The organism is Asticcacaulis sp. P4_H10 (genome assembly GCF_056400965.1).
The window spans coordinates 1-18,231 of sequence record NZ_JBFUKH010000001.1 but is presented as its reverse complement, the minus strand read 5'-3'; the positions used below and the strand labels follow the sequence as shown (position 1 = coordinate 18,231).

Here is an 18,231-nt window from a genome sequence, read left to right as displayed (position 1 = left end):
GTTATATTGATAGCTGCTTCAGACCAGCGACATCATCCTGCTGGTCGCGCTCATCGCGCTTTTCTTTGGGGTGATTGCCTTAAGCCGTTCAGCCAATGACGTGCTGGCCAAGCACGTGCTGGCCAAGCACGTGCTGAACATGTTCCTGTTTATCGCCTGCCTGGTCGAGTTCCTGCTGCTGAGGGCCTTTGCGACCTCGACCTTCTTCCTGCTGACCGCCATGGTGCTCATGGAAACGGTGGCAGGTTTTATCATCACCTCGGCGTCCGCCCGCAAGGATATCGAGATGGCGCATTAGTTGCGTCATGCGTACCCCCCTAAACCCACCCCATTCAGAGGTCGGGTTGAGGGGCAGATTCCAGGTCAACACACTGCCCAAGCATCGCCTCTAACCGCCCCGGACCAGGGAGACAATCGTCTCTACCCAGCGCCCGGCAGCCTCCCGATTTAACGATGTGCAGACAACAACTTACGCCGTCAACGAGACGGCCTTCTATCCTGCCTTTGCCAACTCGTTCCTGCCGCCATCTGACCCAAGGCAAGCACAGTCGACGCTCAGTTTCGGTCTGGTTAATGCTTTGATGGTCATTTTTTGACTTTCCGTACACACCCCCATCCATCATTTGTACCGTTCAGTGGCGAAGCTATCTTTTCAATTTCAGCTTCAAAATCTGTAATTCCACGGTAGCTAGGGCGCATAAATTTATCTACAGTGACATCCCATATAGCGCCATCCTCGTCTTCATAGTGGGACAGGCTAGTTGTAACGCTGTGAGTTTCCAAGATGCGTTGACAAAAAATAGCTGCATCCTTTTCATCACCAAAAATAACTGAATAGTTGATTATCCTCTCATCCGACAGATCGTCTCCACCATTATACATCCGGCGTAGCGCGTCACCCTTTTCATCATTAGGAAAATCCATAGATTTACTCTCATCGATCTTTATTTAATCGCCGTCTTGCATCCTGTAGTTGTCACCTGGGGACCTGCGGCGATTGTGTACGGGACCCGGATTACTTTCCATTCTACGTGATTCATCCTTAAATCCATCACGCCTCGTAGGAGACGGCGTCCAATCGGTTGCGACATGGCGATCTCCAGTTCTAGCCGTAGTTTCGGCAGCACTTCTTTGAGACCTCATCCTTGAACCCTGACCGTCGTAGGTAGTACCGCTCTCAAATGTATTTGTATAGGAACCAGGTTGTGTTCTCCAAGCTGCCCTAACCTGTCTTTCCGCCGCTGCCAAATTCGGATCAGTAGAGCACTGGGTATCAGCTGTGCTCTGCGCTACTGCTAAATTGGCAGCCGACGCATCAGCGGCAGTAACAAGGCTTCCCGGCGCTTTAAATATTGCTGCACCTGAAGCAAAGGGAGTCGGAAGAGGCGCAGCTATGTAGGCACTGCCGGCAGATGGCTCGGTCCCAAGTGGCACGTTAACGTTCATATTGACGTTTCGGCCGTTAAACGGAATTAACTGTGGATTGAGGGCGGGGCCTCCATTTGCGCCAATTCCAGCACTCTGCCGACCATCTGGGTCCGCGTTGTTAACAGGATCACCACCGACATACCCATACAGGTTCAGGTCATCCTCTGACCCGATCGGGTCGGTTTGGAGGAACCGTCCCATCTGCGGGTCATAGATCCGGGCCTTGTAATAATAGAGCCGGGCGTCGGCCAGGAACATCTGGCCGGTATAGCCGAAGCGTGAGACGCTGGTTGCGCCCGTGCCGATGCTGGGCCAGTAGGTGAAGCCTGCTTGATCCTTGGGCTCGCCATAGGCGCCGTAGGCATAGATGTCGCCGCGATTGCCGCTGGCGTCCGCCGTAGTGATAACGCTGCCCTGCTGGTTCGTATAGAAGTAGCGCCGCGTGCCGTTGCCGGCGCCTTCGTACCAGACGACGGGATTGTCCGTGCCGGGGCCATGGATGTAACGGCGCAGCATCTGGTTTGAGTTGTTATATTCCCCGATCAGGTTGACGCCGTCATAGAGGAAACTGACCGCGCCGCCGTTCCAGCTGTAGCTGGCGAGCCGTCCTTCGGGATCGTAGGTCAAAACGAGGCTGTTGCCGGCGACATTGCCGGTTAGCAGGCGGTTTTCGATATCGTAGGCATAGCTTCGGCCAGCACCGTCGCAGATCAGGTTACCCCGCGCGTCATAGCCGCCCGATGGACAGGCGCCGGTCGGCAGCACCAGGGTCGAGACGCGGTTCAGGCCGTCATGGCTTTGCGCCGGCTCCGTTATGCCGGTCAGTTCTTCATAGTTGTAGAGCGTTGAGGAGGCATCGCTGACCATCACCTGACCGGCCGGATTGTATCCAAAGGTCCAGGCGATATCGCTGGCCGTGCCGCTGAGATTATTGGTAAAGGAGGTCAGGCGTCCGACGCCGTCATAGGCGTAGGAAACACTCCCGCCGCCTTTTGTTTCCGCCGTTAACTGACCGAGGCTGTTGTAGTCGCGGCTGTATGCGCCTGAACTGGCATTCCAGCCCAACGACTTCACACGACTGGTATTGTCCAAGGCGTAGTCGATATTGATGCCGTCCGGGAACTGCAGGCGCGTCCGCGCACCGGCGACGTTATACTGATAGGCAACCGTCCGACTGTTCATGTCGGTCGTCGAGGTCACCCGCCCCAGGCCGTCGTAGGCGTAGGTCACGCCCGAGCCGCTGAACGAGGCAAAGCGCTTTGACAGGATTTTGCCGGTCAGGTCATAGCTTGTGTACACATCCTTCGCGCCGCCAGTCGCCGTGCAGCCGCTCTGGGAATGGAGGTAGTGGACGGTGAGGCGATTGAGCTTGTCGAAGCAATCCTTGATGACCTGGCCGTCGCGCCGCCGCCAGTGGGTGCGATTGCCGTTGGGGTCGTAGTCGAAAAATTCGAAATCCGTCGTGCTCGATGTTCCTGACCCGACCGTGATCGAGGGATAACGCAACTTGCTCAGTCGGTCGAAGCCGTCATATTCCAGCGTCGTCAGGTTGCCATTGGCGTCCTTCTCCGTCGCCTTCTGGCCGTTTGCCGTATAGGTGTAGCGGGCATAGGCGCGCTGAACGGATGTACCGTAAGCCTGATCGACCTGGATAAGCTGGCCCGCCGCATCGTAGCTATTCCTGGTGATGCGGTCGGGGCCATTGACGCCGCTTTGCGTGCCCAACGTACAAGCATCTGTTGATCCGATTGCGGCAAAGACGGCTGGATTCATCCTGACTGCGGTGCAGATCGGCCGGTTGTGCTCGTCATAGTTATATTGGGTCACACTGACGACGCTTTGCGCCGCACTCGGCGTCGCCACGGCCGCTAAAGAACATAGGCCTACGAGGACTGCTAAAAAATGTCTCAAAGTCATGGCAACACCACAGTCTGCGATTGGCTCAACAGGCCGCTGGTCGCGTTATAAGTGTTTGAAACATAGCTTACAGGCGCAAAATCTGAACCGTTTGTGGTGTTTGTCGTACCGGTCTCGACCTTCAAAACTCGGCCTTCGGGGTCGTATGTCGTTCGTGTCGCCTGTCTGCGAAGCGTACCCGCACCGTCCGGATCCGCACCGATTTTCAACAGCGGACGACCATACATGTCATAGGTTGTGTAACGTGTGTCGTCGACATCGGTTCGCGGCCCTTTTTCGGACGTCACATGGCCGAAATTGTCGTAGGTGTAGGAAATAGTGGCATTAGTCCCATCACCGCCGACAGTTGTCACCGATACAGGCAAGACATTGTTGTACACAGGGTGCGTGTTGTCGCTGCCGTAACTGATGATCGTCTTGATTTCATCCGCCGTCCCGACACAGGTCGCAAGTGTAAGCGTTCTACAGACAGACGTACCCGTAAGACGCCACACCGGTGTCTGGGCCACCATGCTGCCCGTGGGTGACTTCAGGTAAGGCGTAATCTGGCTGTAGCTGTAACGCTTTTCCGGCTGGGCACCGTTAATCATCGGTCCGGTTTCGGTTAAAATACCGCCATGGATCGGGTCGTATGTATAGGTGGTGGTGTATCCGTTCGCAGTGGTCGTCGAGGTCGGCTTGTTACAGGTTACACGGTTGCTGCAGGTAGACGGATACACCGCCGACGTGACGATAGGCGTTCCACCACCTTTCGGATAGGTCGTGGACTGTGTGGGATTCCAGCGTGCGTCGTAGTCGTATTGTGTATACCCGCCGGTGAGGGTCGCGCCGTTGTAGGTCGCCTCAGGAGTGATCACCTGCTTGACGTATGGCGGCGAGAAAATGCTACTCGGCTGGAAAACGTACTTTGTCGTCCGGCCAAGCTCATCCTGAAGAGAGTCGATAATGTTGTACCGGCCAGTACCTGGATGGGAATCGCTGCTCCAAAACTTGAGGCGGCGCTTGCTGCCATCCGGATTGGTTACGGTCGTCGTACTCAAATACATGTCATTAGGATTTGGAAGCGAGTACTCATAAGACCAGGTCTTGGCATTACGCGTCAGCGTCTTTATTTTGTAATCATTATTCCAATAAAACCAGTCCTCGCTGCCCGGATAAAGGGTAGTGGAGATGTTTCCGCCGAAAGAGCTTGAGTAACCCGAAACATAATATGTCGACCAAGCGCTGGTACCTGTGCCGGTCATACTAATAAATTCGCCGGAATTGGGAAAATAGCCTCGCCCCTCCAAATAAGGCCATGTTGACTGGTTTGCCGAAGAGCAGCTCTGTGCGGTCGGGTCACAATAGTCGAGTGTCGCGTTGACGATAACAATCCTATTGGGCGGCGGTGCCCCGTCAGCCTGATATTGATACCTTACTGTCCACCCAAGAGAGCTTGTAACCTGTCTAGGGCTCAGGATCGTGAAGACCAAAGAGTCTTGATTCAAAATTGGCTGAGTTACCGTTACTTCCCAGTAACTATAGTTTAGAACCTCGCCGTCCGGCTTTTGAAGTGTGGTAATGCGGCCAAAATTGCCCTGCAGGCCAACCATCTTGGGCCCGTAGGTCGTCCGCTGAAAGGTCGCAACCGCGCCATCGCGCATGACAAAGGTACATGTCGTCCCGGAGCAGCTTAAAGTTGTTGCAGATTGTGGAGGTGTAGCGGGTAGTACACAGCCCGTATAATAAGTATCTGCACCCTGGCCGCTTGGAGAAATGAAAGGGTCACCGCCGCAATAATACCCCGATTCAACACTCACGCCATTTCCATTTGCGTTCCGGTTTGGGAAATAAAACCACTCGCTGGTGCCGTTGACGCTGACATTAACCAGTCCGTTGTAGGAGTTTCCATTGTAAAAACCCGCCGTCATTATGCCGGACAGGTTGTCCATGATCGGGCTATAGCCCAAGCCGGTTCTGGAAATACCGCTCCCATTACTGCCTGCCGCCAGGGTTGGAATGGATACTGACAATGAACCGCCAACCAGATCGACACCGTTCTCATCGCGAGCCGAGATGGTCGGCGGCAAAATGCCCACCTCGGCCCTGACGTTAGTAGGGATGGCGATGCCGAAACAAACCGCAGCCAGGCTCAGCAACGACGCCCAGGACATCACGCTGACACGCCACCGCGCGCGGTTTGCCGATCGACTCATAATTTCCCTCCCAGTGCAGAGTTTGCGGCGTCGAGACAACCATGAGCTGCACGCAAAGACAACGCCCGCACAGAGTTATCAACAGCAGAAGTTGTGTCCAGCCCTTGATTCAGTCAAAAGCTGTATTAGGCTCGGACTTAAGCCTCTGGGGGATATCCATGACACGCACCGTCGGAAAACAGGTTCACGCGGCTGCTGTTCTTGCCCTGGCCGCAGTAATTTCGCTGGCCGGAGCCGTGCAGGCGGCGCCGACCAAATACAAGTACGACGCCCTGGGGCGCGTCCTTTTGGCCTCCTATCCTGACGGCAGCCAGAACGGTTACGCCTATGACGCCACGGGCAATCGCACGAACCTAAGGCGCATACGTATTGCGCCGCCGACGGTTTCCGACCGGCTGTTCGTGGGACAGGGCCTGATTCCCGGCGCCCAGTTGGTGTCTAGCAATGGCCGCTATGTCCTGGCCCTGCAGGACGACGGCAATCTGGTCATCTATGGCCAGAGTGGCGCCCTATGGAGCAGCGGCACCTATGCCAACCCGTCCGCCCATCTGGTCCTTCAGGGCGACGGCAATATGGTCATCTATGGCCCGACGGCACAGGTCTACTGGAACAGCGGCACGTCGGCTTCGAACCCGACCCTCGTCATGCAGACCGACGGCAATCTTGTCCTTTACACCAGCGCCGGGGCCATCTGGAATAGCGGAACCGGCTGCGGCCTGTGCTGATGACCGATGCTGGCCGAACTCGTCATAAACGCGTTTAAAGCCTTTCAGGTACGCGCCCGGCGAGCCTATGCGGCCGGCGCCGCAACGCCGCTGGCGCGCCTGATCTACAGCAGCTCGGCGATGGCGCGTTTCCTAAAACATCGCCGCCCGGTCGCTATCGCGCTGTCCATCGGTTTACATATCCTCTTTGTCATCTGCCTGCTCCCGCACAGCCGATCCGGCTTTTCAACCGGCGGGCGGGGCGGACATTTTCAGGGTGACGGCGAGGGTCTCAGCCTCGACCTGGCCGCATTGGCCGATGCCCAAGGCCTCAGTGAGGTTGTGCCCGACGCCTCAAGTCTCTCCCAGCCACAACCCGCCCAGGACGCTTCCGCCGCTCCGGCGCAGGCTGCCGCAAACCGTCAGGGCGGTGAAGGCCAGGGCGGCACATCTTCAGGCACATTTGACGATCTGTGGGCGGCCATAGCACCGTGCTGGCGCCGCATCGCCGACAGCGAAACCCTGCCGGTCAACCTGACGGTCAGCTTCGCCGGCAACGGCATGCTGGCCCGGCCGCCCGAAATCATGCGCAAGGCTGAAGACGCTTCGAACGCCCGCGCTTTACGCTCCGAAAGCCTGGCCATCACGGCTCTGGCCGAATGCGGCGTCTATCAGATGGCGGCCGGACGCGAGAATGTCAGTATCCAGTTTCCGATGCCGTGAGCAAAGCGGATCAGCGCTTGGCGATCGTGGCGCGGCGGCGGACGAAATAGACTACCAACAGGGTCGTCAACGACGACGCAAGGTAGATAAGGCCGGTGATCAGCATGTCCGGATTAACCCGGTCGAGCCACTTGCACAAGAAGGTGCTGATCAGGGTCACCGGCACGCCGATCAGGACGAACAGCGCGCCGATATTGATATCGGCTTCGGGGTGGATGCCGCGCACCGCCAGCCACGCCGTTTGGGCCGGCGACAGGGCTTCGTCGAAGCGGATTTGGCACACCTCGTCGATAACCTCATTGAGGATATGGTATTTCGCGACGGCTTCGGCGCTGAAGGCGACCTTGAGGTGCGGGCCATTGCCGTCGGGAGTATCGAACCGGCTGGCGGCGATGCGTGGGCGGACGCGCAGGTTGAGCGCGAAGGTGCCTGTCTTCGGATGCGTGATCTGGACGCGATAGGTGCGGTCGGGCGAGAATTCCTTGGGGTACACATAGACGGCGTTCTGGACGTAGATCAGCGCGCGGCCCTGCGCTTCGACTTCGTTCAGGTCAACCACAAGATAGGTGTTGGCCTGGCTGCGATTGAACTTCTCGGCAACCAGCCGCGACACGTCGAGCTTGCCGATAGTATCGACTCCGTCAGCATCGGAATGGCCCTGAAAGCGCGCCTGGGGCGCGGCAAGCGCCGGCAATAAGTGGCCGAGCCCCCTCGGTTTTCGGCCCGGCGCGGGATCGACGGCGATGGGGTGGCGCACGGGGATGATCAGGCCGGCCAGGAGCACCGTCAGCACCACGGCGACGACGGCACAGATGATCGTCACGGCCGCGCTGTAGGCGCCGTTGGCAATCAGCGGATCGATGGCCAGGTCGGCCGCCGCTTCGATCAGTGACGTCAGTCGTGTGGTCATGGTCCCCTCTCCCACCGCCCGCATTGAAGAACAGCCACCGGAATTGTCAATGGTAAACAAATAACAAACGACATTCGACGGCTCCGCCGGCGATGTGTAGTCGATAATCGCGACACTAATCTTTTGCTAAATATTGAATGCTATCACCACCGTAAGCGCTGTGCCAGAAGGCACGGACGCTTTGCCGAGCAGGATCACCTTGTACACGCGTTCATCCCCGTCCACGGAAGCGAAAAAGTCGCCGTCCGGTCTGCAAATCCCTCTCGACAGCGCGTCGGCGCCGTTGCGTCCGGCCAGCGGCTGGCTGCATTACAGCAATCTCAGGGTAGAAGCCGTTATCTTCATGCTACTGGCCCTGACCTTTGCGGCGGTGCTGGGCCAGGGCGCGGTCACGCGCAAGGAATTCAGCTTCACGCCCAAGGACGGACGGGCGCCGGCCCAGATTTTCTACCCTTACACCTATGCCGACGACGGCGAAAACGGCAAGACCGTCGTCAGGACCGACATGCAGCGCCCGCTGAAGTGGGCTTGCGACCTGAAGCCCGGAGCAGCCTATCCCTTCTGCGGATACGGGATGAGCTTGATTCAGAACGGCAAGGGCCTGGATCTGTCGCACGTCCAGAAGATCCAGATGCGCATGACCTATGCCGGCGTCGGTGACAGCATGCGGGTCGTCGTCAAGACGCGTCTGCCGAAATCGTTGCAGGGCAAGGTCGACGACCAGACCATGCCGCTGATGGCCGAGTTCGACGTCGTCGACGGCATGAACGATATCGAGCTGTCCGAAGGCCAGCTCATCCCAGAGACCTGGTGGCTGCAACGGCATAAACTGACCAAGGGAAATGTCGATACAGACCTGTCTGAAGTTCAGGCTATCGAGCTGGTATCAGGCAACAATATCGGCACCGGCCGCTTCAATGCCTCGGTCGAACGCATCGCCTTCAGCGGCGCTTCGCTGTCGACGGCGCAGTGGTACCTGATCATCCTGGGCGTCTGGCTGGTGTTGACCGGCGGTTTCCTCGTCTTCCGCTTCCTTGACCTGCGCCGCGGCTATGAAGCCCGCCGCCTGCGCCTGGCCGAAGAAAAGGCCGTGCTGGCCCACGCGCATGCCGCCGCCGAAGCCGCCAGCGCCGCCAAGTCGCAATTCCTGGCCAATATGAGCCACGAACTGCGCACACCTCTGAACGCCATACTGGGGTACGCCCAGTTGCTGAAGATGGGTACGCTGACCGACCAGCAGTCGGCCGCCGTCAAGACGATCCATCATTCGGGTGAACATCTGCTGACCATGATCACCGATATCCTGGATATCGCCAAGGTCGAGGCGGGCAAGCTGGAACTGCTGCCTACCCCCTTCGACATCCGGGCGTGCGTGCAGACCGTTGGCCAGATGGTCCGTCTGCGCGCGGAGGAAAGGGGCCTGACCTTCAGTGTGACCATCGCCACTGATGTGCCCAAGACCGTCGTCGCCGACCAGAAGCGCGTCCGCCAGGTGCTGATCAACCTGCTCGGCAATGCCATCAAGTTCACAACGCACGGCATAGTCCGTCTTGAAGTCTCCGCCGTTTCCGTCGGCGAAGATACCGCGCGCCTGCGCTTCGACGTCCAGGACACGGGCATCGGCATCCCGGAGGCGCAGATCAGCCGCATCTTCCGGCCGTTCGAACAGGCCGGCAACGCCATCGACCGCAGCGGCGGCACCGGCCTGGGCCTGGCCATCACGCACCAGATCGTCACCATGATGCAGGGCGAGATCACTGTCGAAAGCCGGCCCGGCGAAGGCAGCCGCTTCCGAGTCGAAGCGCCCTTTCCGCTGGCGCCAGCCGAAAGCGGTCACACCACGCCTGAACTGGCGGCGGCTCCCGCCATCGACGGCTCGCGCTACGAAGTGCTGATTGTCGAGGACGTCGAGGCCAACCGTACCCTGCTGAAAACATCGCTGTCGGCGCTGGGTTTCCGCGTTTCGGAGGCTGTCAATGGCTGCGAAGCCGTAGAGCGTGCCGCCGCCCACCGCCCGGACATTATCCTCATGGATGTGGAGATGCCGGTCATGGGCGGGCTGGAAGCTGTCGGCCGCCTGCGCGACCGCCCGGTGACCGCCGCCACGCCCATTATCATCGTTACCGCCAATCCGTCGCAGGCGGCCGAAGCGGCCGCCCTTTCGGCGGGCGCCAACCGCCTTTTGGCCAAGCCGGTCGATCTCGATCAACTGGCCGCCTGTATCGCCGGCCTGCTGTCGGAAAGCGACGTGGACACGGCCGCGCCTTTCCGTGAAGACGAGACTGTCCTCATCGCGCCGCCGGCCGAGGTGCTCGACCGGCTGCTGGACTTTGCGCGCGCCGGCAATCTGCGCGCCATCCGCAAGGAATTGCCGGGGGTCGTCGCCATGGGTCCGCAATACGAAGCCTTCACGGTGCGTCTCGACGCCCTGGCGGCCACCTACCAGTCACCGGCCGTCCTGCGGCTGATCGAGCAGTACGCTCAAGAGAGGACCGCCGCGTAACCGGCGATAGTAAAAAGCATGACTCAGCAACGCATTCTTGTTGTCGATGACAATCCGCTCAATCTGGGTGTCCTGGTCGACCACCTCGAAATCCACGGCTATGAAGTCCTGGTGGCCCTTGGCGGCCTGGAAGCGCTCGAACGCATCGGCTATGTCCAACCTGACCTCGTGCTGCTCGATATCATGATGCCGGACCTCGACGGTTTCGAGACCTGCAAACGGCTGAAGCAGCAGGACCATATGCGCGACGTGCCGGTCATATTCATGACCGCCCTGACCGACGTCGACAGCAAGGTCAAGGCCTTTGGCGCCGGCGGCGTCGACTATGTCTCCAAACCATTCCAGGTCGAGGAACTGTTGGCGCGCGTACGCACCCACCTGGCCCTGCGTGGCGCGCAGCAGTGTTTACGCGACTCCGAACTGCGCCACCGCCGCCTGTTCGAAACGGCCGGCGACGGCATTCTGGTTCTTGACTGCGAACAAGGTACTATCCACGACCTCAACAGCGTGTGCGCCGAGATGCTGGACGTCCTGTCATCCGAGGTACGCGGCCGGCCGATCGAAGACGTCGCCCTTCTCAACCGGCTGGGCGGCGGCGCGGCCATGGTCGATTCCTTACGCGCCACCGGCCAGATGAAATGGCAAGACTGGTCGTGGGAAAAGATGGACGGGACGGCGGTCAGCGTCGAAGTCGTCGGCACCACCTACCGCGCCGGCACGCGTTTACTGGCGCAATGCACCTTCCGCGACATCCTGGCACGCAAGGAAGCCGAGGCGCGCGTGCGCTACCTGGCCCTGCACGATGCCCTGACCGGCCTGCCTAACCGCACCCTGCTGCTCGACCGCCTGAACCACGCCATGGCGCACGCCCGTCGTGACCAGACCCAGGTCGCCCTGTTGCTGCTCGACCTCGACCATTTCAAGAACATCAATGACAGCCTGGGCCACCTGGTCGGTGACGGCCTGCTCGAGGAAGTCTCAAAGCGCCTGCGCAGTGTGCTGCGTGAGACCGACACGCCGGCGCGTCTAGGCGGCGACGAATTCGTCATCGCCGCCTCGGGCCTGACCGATGTCGCTGACGCTGAAATTCTGGCCCAGCGCATCCTCGAAGTCCTCACGCCAACGGCGACCATCCAGGGCCACAAGTTGCGCATCGGCACCAGCATAGGCATAGCCATGTACCCCGGCGACGGCGACAATCCCGCCGCCCTGCTCCAGGCCGCTGACACCGCCATGTACCAGGCCAAGAAGAAGGGCCGCGGCACCTACCGCCTGTTCACGCGCGACCTCAGCATGGCCGCCGAGCGTTGGCACACCCTGTCGAACGACCTGCATGGCGCCTGCGAACGCGGTGAATTCGTCCTGCACTACCAACCGCAATATTCGCTCGACAAGTCGCGCATCACCGGCGTCGAAGCCCTGATCCGATGGCAGCACCCGACCGAAGGCATGGTCCAGCCCGGCCTGTTCATCCCGCTGCTGGAAGAACACGGCAAGATGGTCGAGGTCGGCCGTTGGGTCCTGCGCACCGCCTGCGCCCAGAACATGGCGTGGCAGATACAGGGCCTGCCGCCGGTGCGCATGGCCGTCAACCTGTCGGCACAGCAGTTCTACCGCGGCAATATTGTTCATACTGTACGCGAGGCGCTTCACGATACCGGCATGGTGGCAGAGTGGCTGGAACTGGAGCTGACCGAAAGCCTGACGCTCGACGACACCGAAGCGACCATGCGCATCATGACCGACCTGAAGGCCATGGGCGTGAAGCTGTCGCTGGATGATTTCGGCACCGGCTGGTCGTCGCTGGGCTACCTCAAGCGCTTCCCGCTCGACCGCATCAAGATCGATCGCAGCTTCGTACGCGACATGATGAACGACGACTCGACGGCCGCCATCGTCCACAGCATCCTCGATCTGGCGCGTCAACTCGACCTCGACTGTGTCGCCGAAGGCGTCGAGACCGAGGAACAGTTGGATCATCTGCGCGAAGAGCGCTGCCCGGGCATTCAGGGCTTCCTTCTGAGCCGCGCCATTCCCGGCGGCGATGTCCCGGCCCTGTTGGGCAAGACGGTCGGAGTGAAGGCGGCCTGATTTCAGGCCCGGCTAGAGCATGATGCGTTTAAGTCGAACCACCATCATGCTCTAGGTTTTTGTTTTGTCGCGATATTTAGCCAAAAACCGCTACACACTTTCTGGCATATCGCTCTATACGGCGCAATATTGTTTGATAAAGGCCTCGTGCGTCTGCATGCCGCCGACCGTGCGCGCAATGCCGCCTTTCAGGTTGTTCAGCGCCGCCGTCATCTGCTCACGGCTCATCATCTGGCCGAGATGGTGCCAGCGCTTGGGTTCCAGCCTCTGACCCAACATGACCTGCACCCAGGAATCGACGCGGAACAGGTCATCGGGCGCCTGATAGGCAACGCCGTTTTCTGCGAACAGCGCGATGCGCTCCCTCAGCGTATCGGGTAAGGCCATTTCGCGCCGGTCGCGCCAGAACGGTTCGTCGCGTTCATTGAGCGCATAGTGCAGGATGACGAAATCACGCACCCGTTCCAGTTCGTTGCGCGACAAGGCGTTGTAGTGGTCCGTAAGCGCATCGGTTATGCCGCCGGACGGGAAGAGCTGGACCAGCCGCGTCACACCAATCTGGAACAGGTGAATACTGGTCGATTCCAACGGCTCGATAAAACCGCTCGATAGTCCCAGCGTCACGCAGTTCTTGTTCCACGACTTGAGCCGGCGACCGGTCTGGTAGCGGATCAGGCGCGGCTCGATCAGGGTCGGCGCATCGACCAGCGACAGCAGGCGCTCACGCGCCGCGTCGTCCGACAGGTAGTCGCTGCAATAGACCAGACCGTTGCCGACGCGATTCTGCAAAGGGATGCGCCAGCGCCAGCCGGCGTCATGCGCCGCCGCGCGTGTGTAAGGCGTCAGCGGCCCGGCGGATTCGGTCTGGACCGCTACGGCGCGATTGGTTGGCAACCAGTGGCTCCAGTCCTCATAACCGGTCTGGAGCGTCTTTTCGATCAGCAGGCCATGGAAGCCAGTGCAGTCGATGAACAGGTCACCTTCGACTCGCGCGCCCGATTGCAGCTTGAGTGCCGTGATGAATCCGGTCTCGGGATGCTGCTCGACCGTCTCGATCCGGCCTTCGATACGTTTGACGCCAGCCTTCTCGCTGATGCCACGCAGGAAGCGGCCGTAAAGCCCGGCGTCGAAATGGTAGGCATAATTGATCTTGGCGTTTTCGCCGGTCTGGAACTTGCCGGCCTCCGCCGCCTGGAGTTCGAAACAGTAGTCGCTGATGGGACCGGCCACGCCTTGCGACCGGGCTTCGAGCCACAGGTGGTGGAAGGGCGCCATCCACGACGACTTGCCGACCTCGCCGAACGAATGGATATAGCGGTCGCCCTTGCGCGCCCAGTCCTCAAAGGCGATCGCCAGCTTGAAGGTCGCATTGGTGGCGCGCAGGAATTCGCGCTCGTCTATGCCGAGCAGACGGTGGAAGGTCCGGCAGGTCGGGATGGTCGCTTCGCCAACCCCGACAATGCCAATCTCCTCGGATTCAACGAGCGTGATGTCGAGCAACGGCCCGAGGAGTTTGCTCAGCGCTGCCGCCGCACACCAGCCTGCCGTGCCCCCGCCAGCAATAACGACCTTCCGGATTGGTTTCATGCCCGTCCTCCCTTAGCGATCAGGCGCAATACTCACGGATGAAGTCCTCATGCGCCGGCATGCGCTCGACCTGAGCATCGACGGCAGCCTTCATATTGGCAAGCGCCTGCTCAAGAACTGCGCGATCCGTCATCCGCCCCAGATGATGACGCCCTGTCGGATAGAAGCGCTGTCCCAGCATGACCTGCAGCCAGGAATCGACGCGGAAGACCTCATCGGGAATCTGATAGGCGTGACCGTTCTCACGGAAAATCGCCAACCGCGACGCCAGGCTGTCCGGAATCTCCATGTCACGCCGGTCGCGCCAGTAGGGCGTGTCGTCACGTTCCGTCAGCTTGTAGTGCATGATGACGAAGTCGCGGACATTGGCGACTTCGTTTTGAGTCAGTTCATTGAAATGCCCGGCAATGGCATCGTTGACGCCACTGAATGGAAACAATTGGACAAGACGCGTTGCCGCTGTCTGCATCAGGTGGATATTGGTCGATTCTAACGGCTCGATGAAGCCCGAGGCCAGACCGAAGGCGATGCAGTTCTTGTTCCATATCTTGAGGCGCCGCCCGGTACGGAACCTGAGCAGGTTTGGCTCTGCCAGCGGCGGTACCCCGATATGATCGAGGAACTGCTGGCGGGCTACGTCATCAGGCATGTAACGGCTGGAAAAGACAAAGCCTTTGCCGACGCGCGTCTGCAGCGGAATGTCCCAGATCCAACCCGCGTCATGGGCAGTCGCGCCGGTATAAGGCATTATAGGACGCTTCGTCGGCGCCTGCGTCGCCCAGGCGCTGTCATTGGCCAGCCAGTGGCTCCAATCCTCGTAGCCAGTCTTGAGCGTCTGTTCGATGAGCAGGCCGCGGAAGCCGGTGCAGTCGATGAACAGGTCGCCCGCGATCCGTTCGCCGGATTGCAGCACCAGCTCGGTGATGAAACCGGTCTCGGCGTCCTGCTCCACGCCCGTAATCTTGCCTTCGATGCGTTTGACGTAGTCGCCGCAATGGCGGCGCAGGAAGGGGCCGTACTGATTGGTGTCGAAATGATAGGCGTAGTTGGGGCGGACCTTGTCGGATATCTCGAACTTGCCCACGGCTGCCGCCTGGTGCTCAAGACAATAGTCGCTCAATTCGCCGCCATAGCCGTCGGCCCGCGCCTGCAGCCAGACCTGGTGGAACGGCGCCATCCAGTTTGACACGCCCAGTGTGCCGAAGGAGTGGATATAGCTGTCGCCCTGCCGCGCCCAGTTTTTGAACAGGATGGCCATCTTGATGGAGGCATTTGTCGCGCGCATGAAGGTGCGCTCGTCGATACCACACAGGCGGTGAAAATGGGTGATGGTCGGAACGGTGGCTTCGCCGACGCCGACAATACCGATCTCTTCGGATTCGACCAGGGTGATATCCAGCAGCGGCCCCAGCATCCGGGCCAGCGCCGTGGCGACACACCAGCCGGCAGTGCCCCCGCCGGCGATCACCACCTTCTTGACCTTCTGGTCGTCCATGACGCGTCTCCCTTTAGAGCGATATGGCGAAACGAAGTTCGGCGTAGCCAAAAGTGTAAGCGGTTTTGGCTACGCCGAACTTCGTTTCGCCTTAAATATCACTACAAAACATAGTTTTATCTGTTCAGCTTATTGAGCAGCATGGCACGCAAGCGCCTTGCCTTCATATCGTCGAGCGGCGCCAGCAGGCCGCGCGCCGGTTCGGGCAGATGCGCGCCGGCCTGATCGGCGGGGCCGAAAATGTAGTAGTCGAACATGGCGCGCCAGGCCTGCTTTTCGGCGTCGGGGCGATCGCGCAGGGATAGCATGGCGTGCAACAGCGTGTTCTGTGGTGTATCCATATAGGCCGGCGCCGTGTTCCACCAATAGTTGACAAGGATATTAAACGGTTCCAGCGCCTCGACATGGTGCCACCACAGGGCCGGATAGAACAGCACGTCGCCGGGTTCCAGGTCGGCGACCTGGGCGTGGGCGACAGCCTCGCGAAAGCGCGGGTAGCGGTCATAATCCGGATTGCGGAAGTCCACCATGCTGACGACCTGGCCGCCTGGCGTCGGCTCAAGCGGTCCCGGATAGAGGTTATGCACCTGCTCGGGCGGAAACAGGGTGAAACGTCGGCGGCCGGCGACGCAAACGGCGATATTGTGGGACATGTCGTGATGCGCTGTCGCCGTCGTGCGGTTGCCGATCCAGATACTGGCCAGGTAGGGCTGCACGGTGAACATCGGGTGGTTCAGAACGAGGCTGTTCTGTTCGCGCAATCCCGGCAGGTAAAGATCAAGGTCGGTCGAGCCGATATAGAAGGACGGCGCCGCCGGATCGTCGAGATGCGCCGCCAGTTGATCGAGGACCTCATCCAGCCGGGCGCGTTCCGCCCGGAAATTCAGCGCGCTGACGTCATCATTATAGAAAAATCGCCCCTTGATTTCCGGCTCGCCCGTGAAGGCCGCGACCGGCCGGCCCTGATAGAAGCCTTTCAGATAGGTAATGGCTGCGGCCGGCGAAGCCAGACCTTCGCGCACCAGCGGCCAGTCGCGCGCCAGCCCTTTCAGGACGGTGGGCTGCTGTTCCGCCATCAGGCGATCGAACGGCACCTGGTCCGATGGCGTGCCGTCGAGCGTGCGTGTCGTGCGGGAGGTCAGTTTCATAAGCGAAATCTACGCGGCTTGACGCCGTTTGGTCTTGAGTTCGATCAAGCGCGCCAGATTGCCCCTTGATAGAACAACACAGTAGGCCATCGCCAAGAAGCCAGACTGGTTCAGACACTGCAGGGTCGCACCGTCGAGCTGAGCCAGGGCTTCCTGGCTGATGGAAAAGAAATCGGGCAGCGTGTAACGCGCCACTTCGTCAAATTCGATATTGATTTCGACCGGTGCCAGCAAGCCGGCTTCGGTGAAAGCAGCGAACATGGCATTGCCGGCTTCGACGCCGGTATGCAGTGTACGCAGCGTCTCGGCGACGCGCTCGAAGGCCGGGGCATTTCCGCCATGGGGCAGGAATAACGGATCGCCCTCGGTCCGGCTGATGCGCGGATGATCGAGATCGACCATGACCATAGGTTCGCTACGGCCACTTTGGCCGTCCTGGCGAAAGCCGATGCGGAACGGGCCGCGCGCCTGCATCGCTGGAATGTACCGCGCGTGCCAGCCGGCATCATCGAGATAGAGATTTTCGTCTTTTTCAAAGCCCAGCAGGGCAAAGGCCTGGAAGCCGCCGTCGTCCGACTGGCGGAACAGGATTGGATATTCGCGCTGAACCTCGGCAAATTCCGTCGGCACAACCAGGGCCAGGTTTACCTTGTCGCCAGTGTCCGGCGAAAAACGCGTTATCAGCCGCAAATCATGATGCTCGACATTATCCAGCAGAACGACCTGGCTCATAATATAGTCCCTAATTTCAACACGTTGGTAAGAAAAAGGCCGCGGCGAACCGCGGCCTTCTCTCGTCACGGCCAAGGCCGTTACAAAGATTAGAACTTGTAGCGAGCACCGATTTGGTAACGCGAGTCGAGTTCCTGCGCGAAGTAAATATTGGTCTTGTCGCGACCAAAGTTACGGATATGCGCCTTGTTGAGGTTCAGGCCTTCGAACGTCAGTTGCAGCGATGGCGTCAACTGGTAGTTCACGGAGGCGTCGATGGTACCGAAGGCTTCGGTATACATCGGGTCACCTTGAGCGCCGATATTGGTCGCCGAGATGAACTCGTCGCGCCAGTTGTACGACACGCGGCCCGACCAGTTGCCCTTATCGTAGATGGCGGTCAGGTTGTAGGTGTTCGACAGGCCCAGCAGCGGGAACTGTTGTGTACCCGGAGCGGCCGAGTTGTCGAAGCCGATATCACCATTGACCGTCGTCAGGCTGCCCGAAACACCGAAGCCCGTATCAGCGAAGAAGTGCTGGAAGGCGAATTCGAAGCCGTGCAGGTTGGCCGTCTTGTTGTTGACCGGAATATTGGTCTCGAACACGAACAGCGGGTCGTTGGCGTCAGCGACCAGATCGTAGGCCTTCAGCACCTGATCGACATAGGTCTGGTTCAGGTTGCCGCTGCCGTCCAGGTTAGCCTGGTAGTCCGCACGCGCCTGGTTTTGAGCCGTAGCCGAGTTGCTGCCGGTCTTGAGGTAGTGATCATACAGCGCCGTCATCGTGAACAGGTTCACGTCGGTCGTCGACTGGTTGATG

The 18,231-nt window shown here is 59.7% G+C and carries 14 protein-coding genes; 5 read left to right on the top strand and 9 right to left on the bottom strand.

The window, feature by feature from the left end; translation table 11 throughout:
- Window positions 1-70 precede the first annotated feature (70 nt).
- Window positions 71-298 (top strand): hypothetical protein, encoded by a 228-nt coding sequence (locus AC1DON_RS00070; protein ID WP_476932693.1) that lies wholly within the window; start codon window positions 71-73, stop codon window positions 296-298.
- Window positions 299-585: 287 nt separating this feature from the next.
- Here AC1DON_RS00070 and AC1DON_RS00065 read toward each other — a convergent pair whose 3' ends face one another.
- Genes AC1DON_RS00065 through AC1DON_RS00055 form a run of 3 tightly spaced genes read right to left on the bottom strand, consistent with a single transcriptional unit; the run spans window position 586 to window position 5,540 of the window.
- Window positions 586-924, bottom strand: coding sequence for a ribonuclease E inhibitor RraB (locus AC1DON_RS00065; RefSeq protein ID WP_476932692.1), 339 nt, complete (start codon window positions 922-924; stop codon window positions 586-588).
- Window positions 925-948: 24 nt separating this feature from the next.
- Window positions 949-3,291, bottom strand: a complete 2,343-nt coding sequence (locus AC1DON_RS00060; RefSeq protein ID WP_476932691.1) for an RHS repeat-associated core domain-containing protein — start codon at window positions 3,289-3,291, stop codon at window positions 949-951.
- A 50-nt stretch (window positions 3,292-3,341) separates the two neighbouring features.
- On the bottom strand, window positions 3,342-5,540 hold the full coding sequence (locus AC1DON_RS00055; RefSeq protein ID WP_476932690.1) for an RHS repeat domain-containing protein: 2,199 nt from the start codon (window positions 5,538-5,540) through the stop codon (window positions 3,342-3,344).
- A 158-nt stretch (window positions 5,541-5,698) separates the two neighbouring features.
- On the opposite strand from AC1DON_RS00055, the gene AC1DON_RS00050 reads away from it, so the two are divergent.
- On the top strand, window positions 5,699-6,265 hold the full coding sequence (locus tag AC1DON_RS00050; RefSeq protein ID WP_476932689.1) for an RHS repeat domain-containing protein: 567 nt from the start codon (window positions 5,699-5,701) through the stop codon (window positions 6,263-6,265).
- Window positions 6,266-6,271: 6 nt separating this feature from the next.
- Window positions 6,272-6,967 carry a hypothetical protein gene (locus tag AC1DON_RS00045; protein WP_476932688.1) on the top strand — a complete coding sequence of 232 codons (696 nt, stop codon included), beginning with the start codon at window positions 6,272-6,274 and terminating at the stop codon, window positions 6,965-6,967.
- 10 nt (window positions 6,968-6,977) lie between these two features.
- Here the strand turns inward: AC1DON_RS00045 and AC1DON_RS00040 are convergent, their stop codons facing one another.
- The gene (locus AC1DON_RS00040; protein WP_476932687.1) at window positions 6,978-7,877 is read right to left on the bottom strand and encodes a hypothetical protein; all 900 of its coding nucleotides are present in this window, start codon (window positions 7,875-7,877) and stop codon (window positions 6,978-6,980) included.
- A 199-nt stretch (window positions 7,878-8,076) separates the two neighbouring features.
- Here AC1DON_RS00040 and AC1DON_RS00035 point away from each other — a divergent pair, with 199 nt between their 5' ends.
- Together AC1DON_RS00035 and AC1DON_RS00030 are read left to right on the top strand one after the other, a co-directional pair.
- A complete protein-coding gene (locus AC1DON_RS00035) occupies window positions 8,077-10,380 on the top strand; it encodes an ATP-binding protein (protein WP_476932686.1) in 2,304 nt (767 codons plus the stop codon).
- A gap of 18 nt (window positions 10,381-10,398) precedes the next feature.
- Complete coding sequence (locus AC1DON_RS00030; protein ID WP_476932685.1) at window positions 10,399-12,471, top strand: putative bifunctional diguanylate cyclase/phosphodiesterase; 2,073 nt, start codon at window positions 10,399-10,401, stop codon at window positions 12,469-12,471.
- Between the two features lie 114 nt (window positions 12,472-12,585).
- Here the strand turns inward: AC1DON_RS00030 and AC1DON_RS00025 are convergent, their stop codons facing one another.
- From AC1DON_RS00025 to AC1DON_RS00005, 5 genes are all read right to left on the bottom strand, one after another.
- A complete protein-coding gene (locus tag AC1DON_RS00025) occupies window positions 12,586-14,058 on the bottom strand; it encodes a tryptophan halogenase family protein (protein WP_476932684.1) in 1,473 nt (490 codons plus the stop codon).
- Window positions 14,059-14,077: 19 nt separating this feature from the next.
- Window positions 14,078-15,553, bottom strand: a complete 1,476-nt coding sequence (locus AC1DON_RS00020) for a tryptophan halogenase family protein (RefSeq protein ID WP_476932683.1) — start codon at window positions 15,551-15,553, stop codon at window positions 14,078-14,080.
- A gap of 116 nt (window positions 15,554-15,669) precedes the next feature.
- Window positions 15,670-16,701, bottom strand: a complete 1,032-nt coding sequence (locus AC1DON_RS00015) for a cupin-like domain-containing protein (RefSeq protein ID WP_476932682.1) — start codon at window positions 16,699-16,701, stop codon at window positions 15,670-15,672.
- 9 nt (window positions 16,702-16,710) lie between these two features.
- Window positions 16,711-17,433: a SapC family protein gene (locus AC1DON_RS00010; RefSeq protein WP_476932681.1), complete on the bottom strand. Its 723-nt coding sequence runs from the start codon at window positions 17,431-17,433 to the stop codon at window positions 16,711-16,713.
- An 89-nt stretch (window positions 17,434-17,522) separates the two neighbouring features.
- Window positions 17,523-18,231, bottom strand: a 709-nt coding sequence (locus AC1DON_RS00005; protein ID WP_476932680.1) for a TonB-dependent receptor domain-containing protein, incomplete at its 5' end; no start/stop codon positions are given.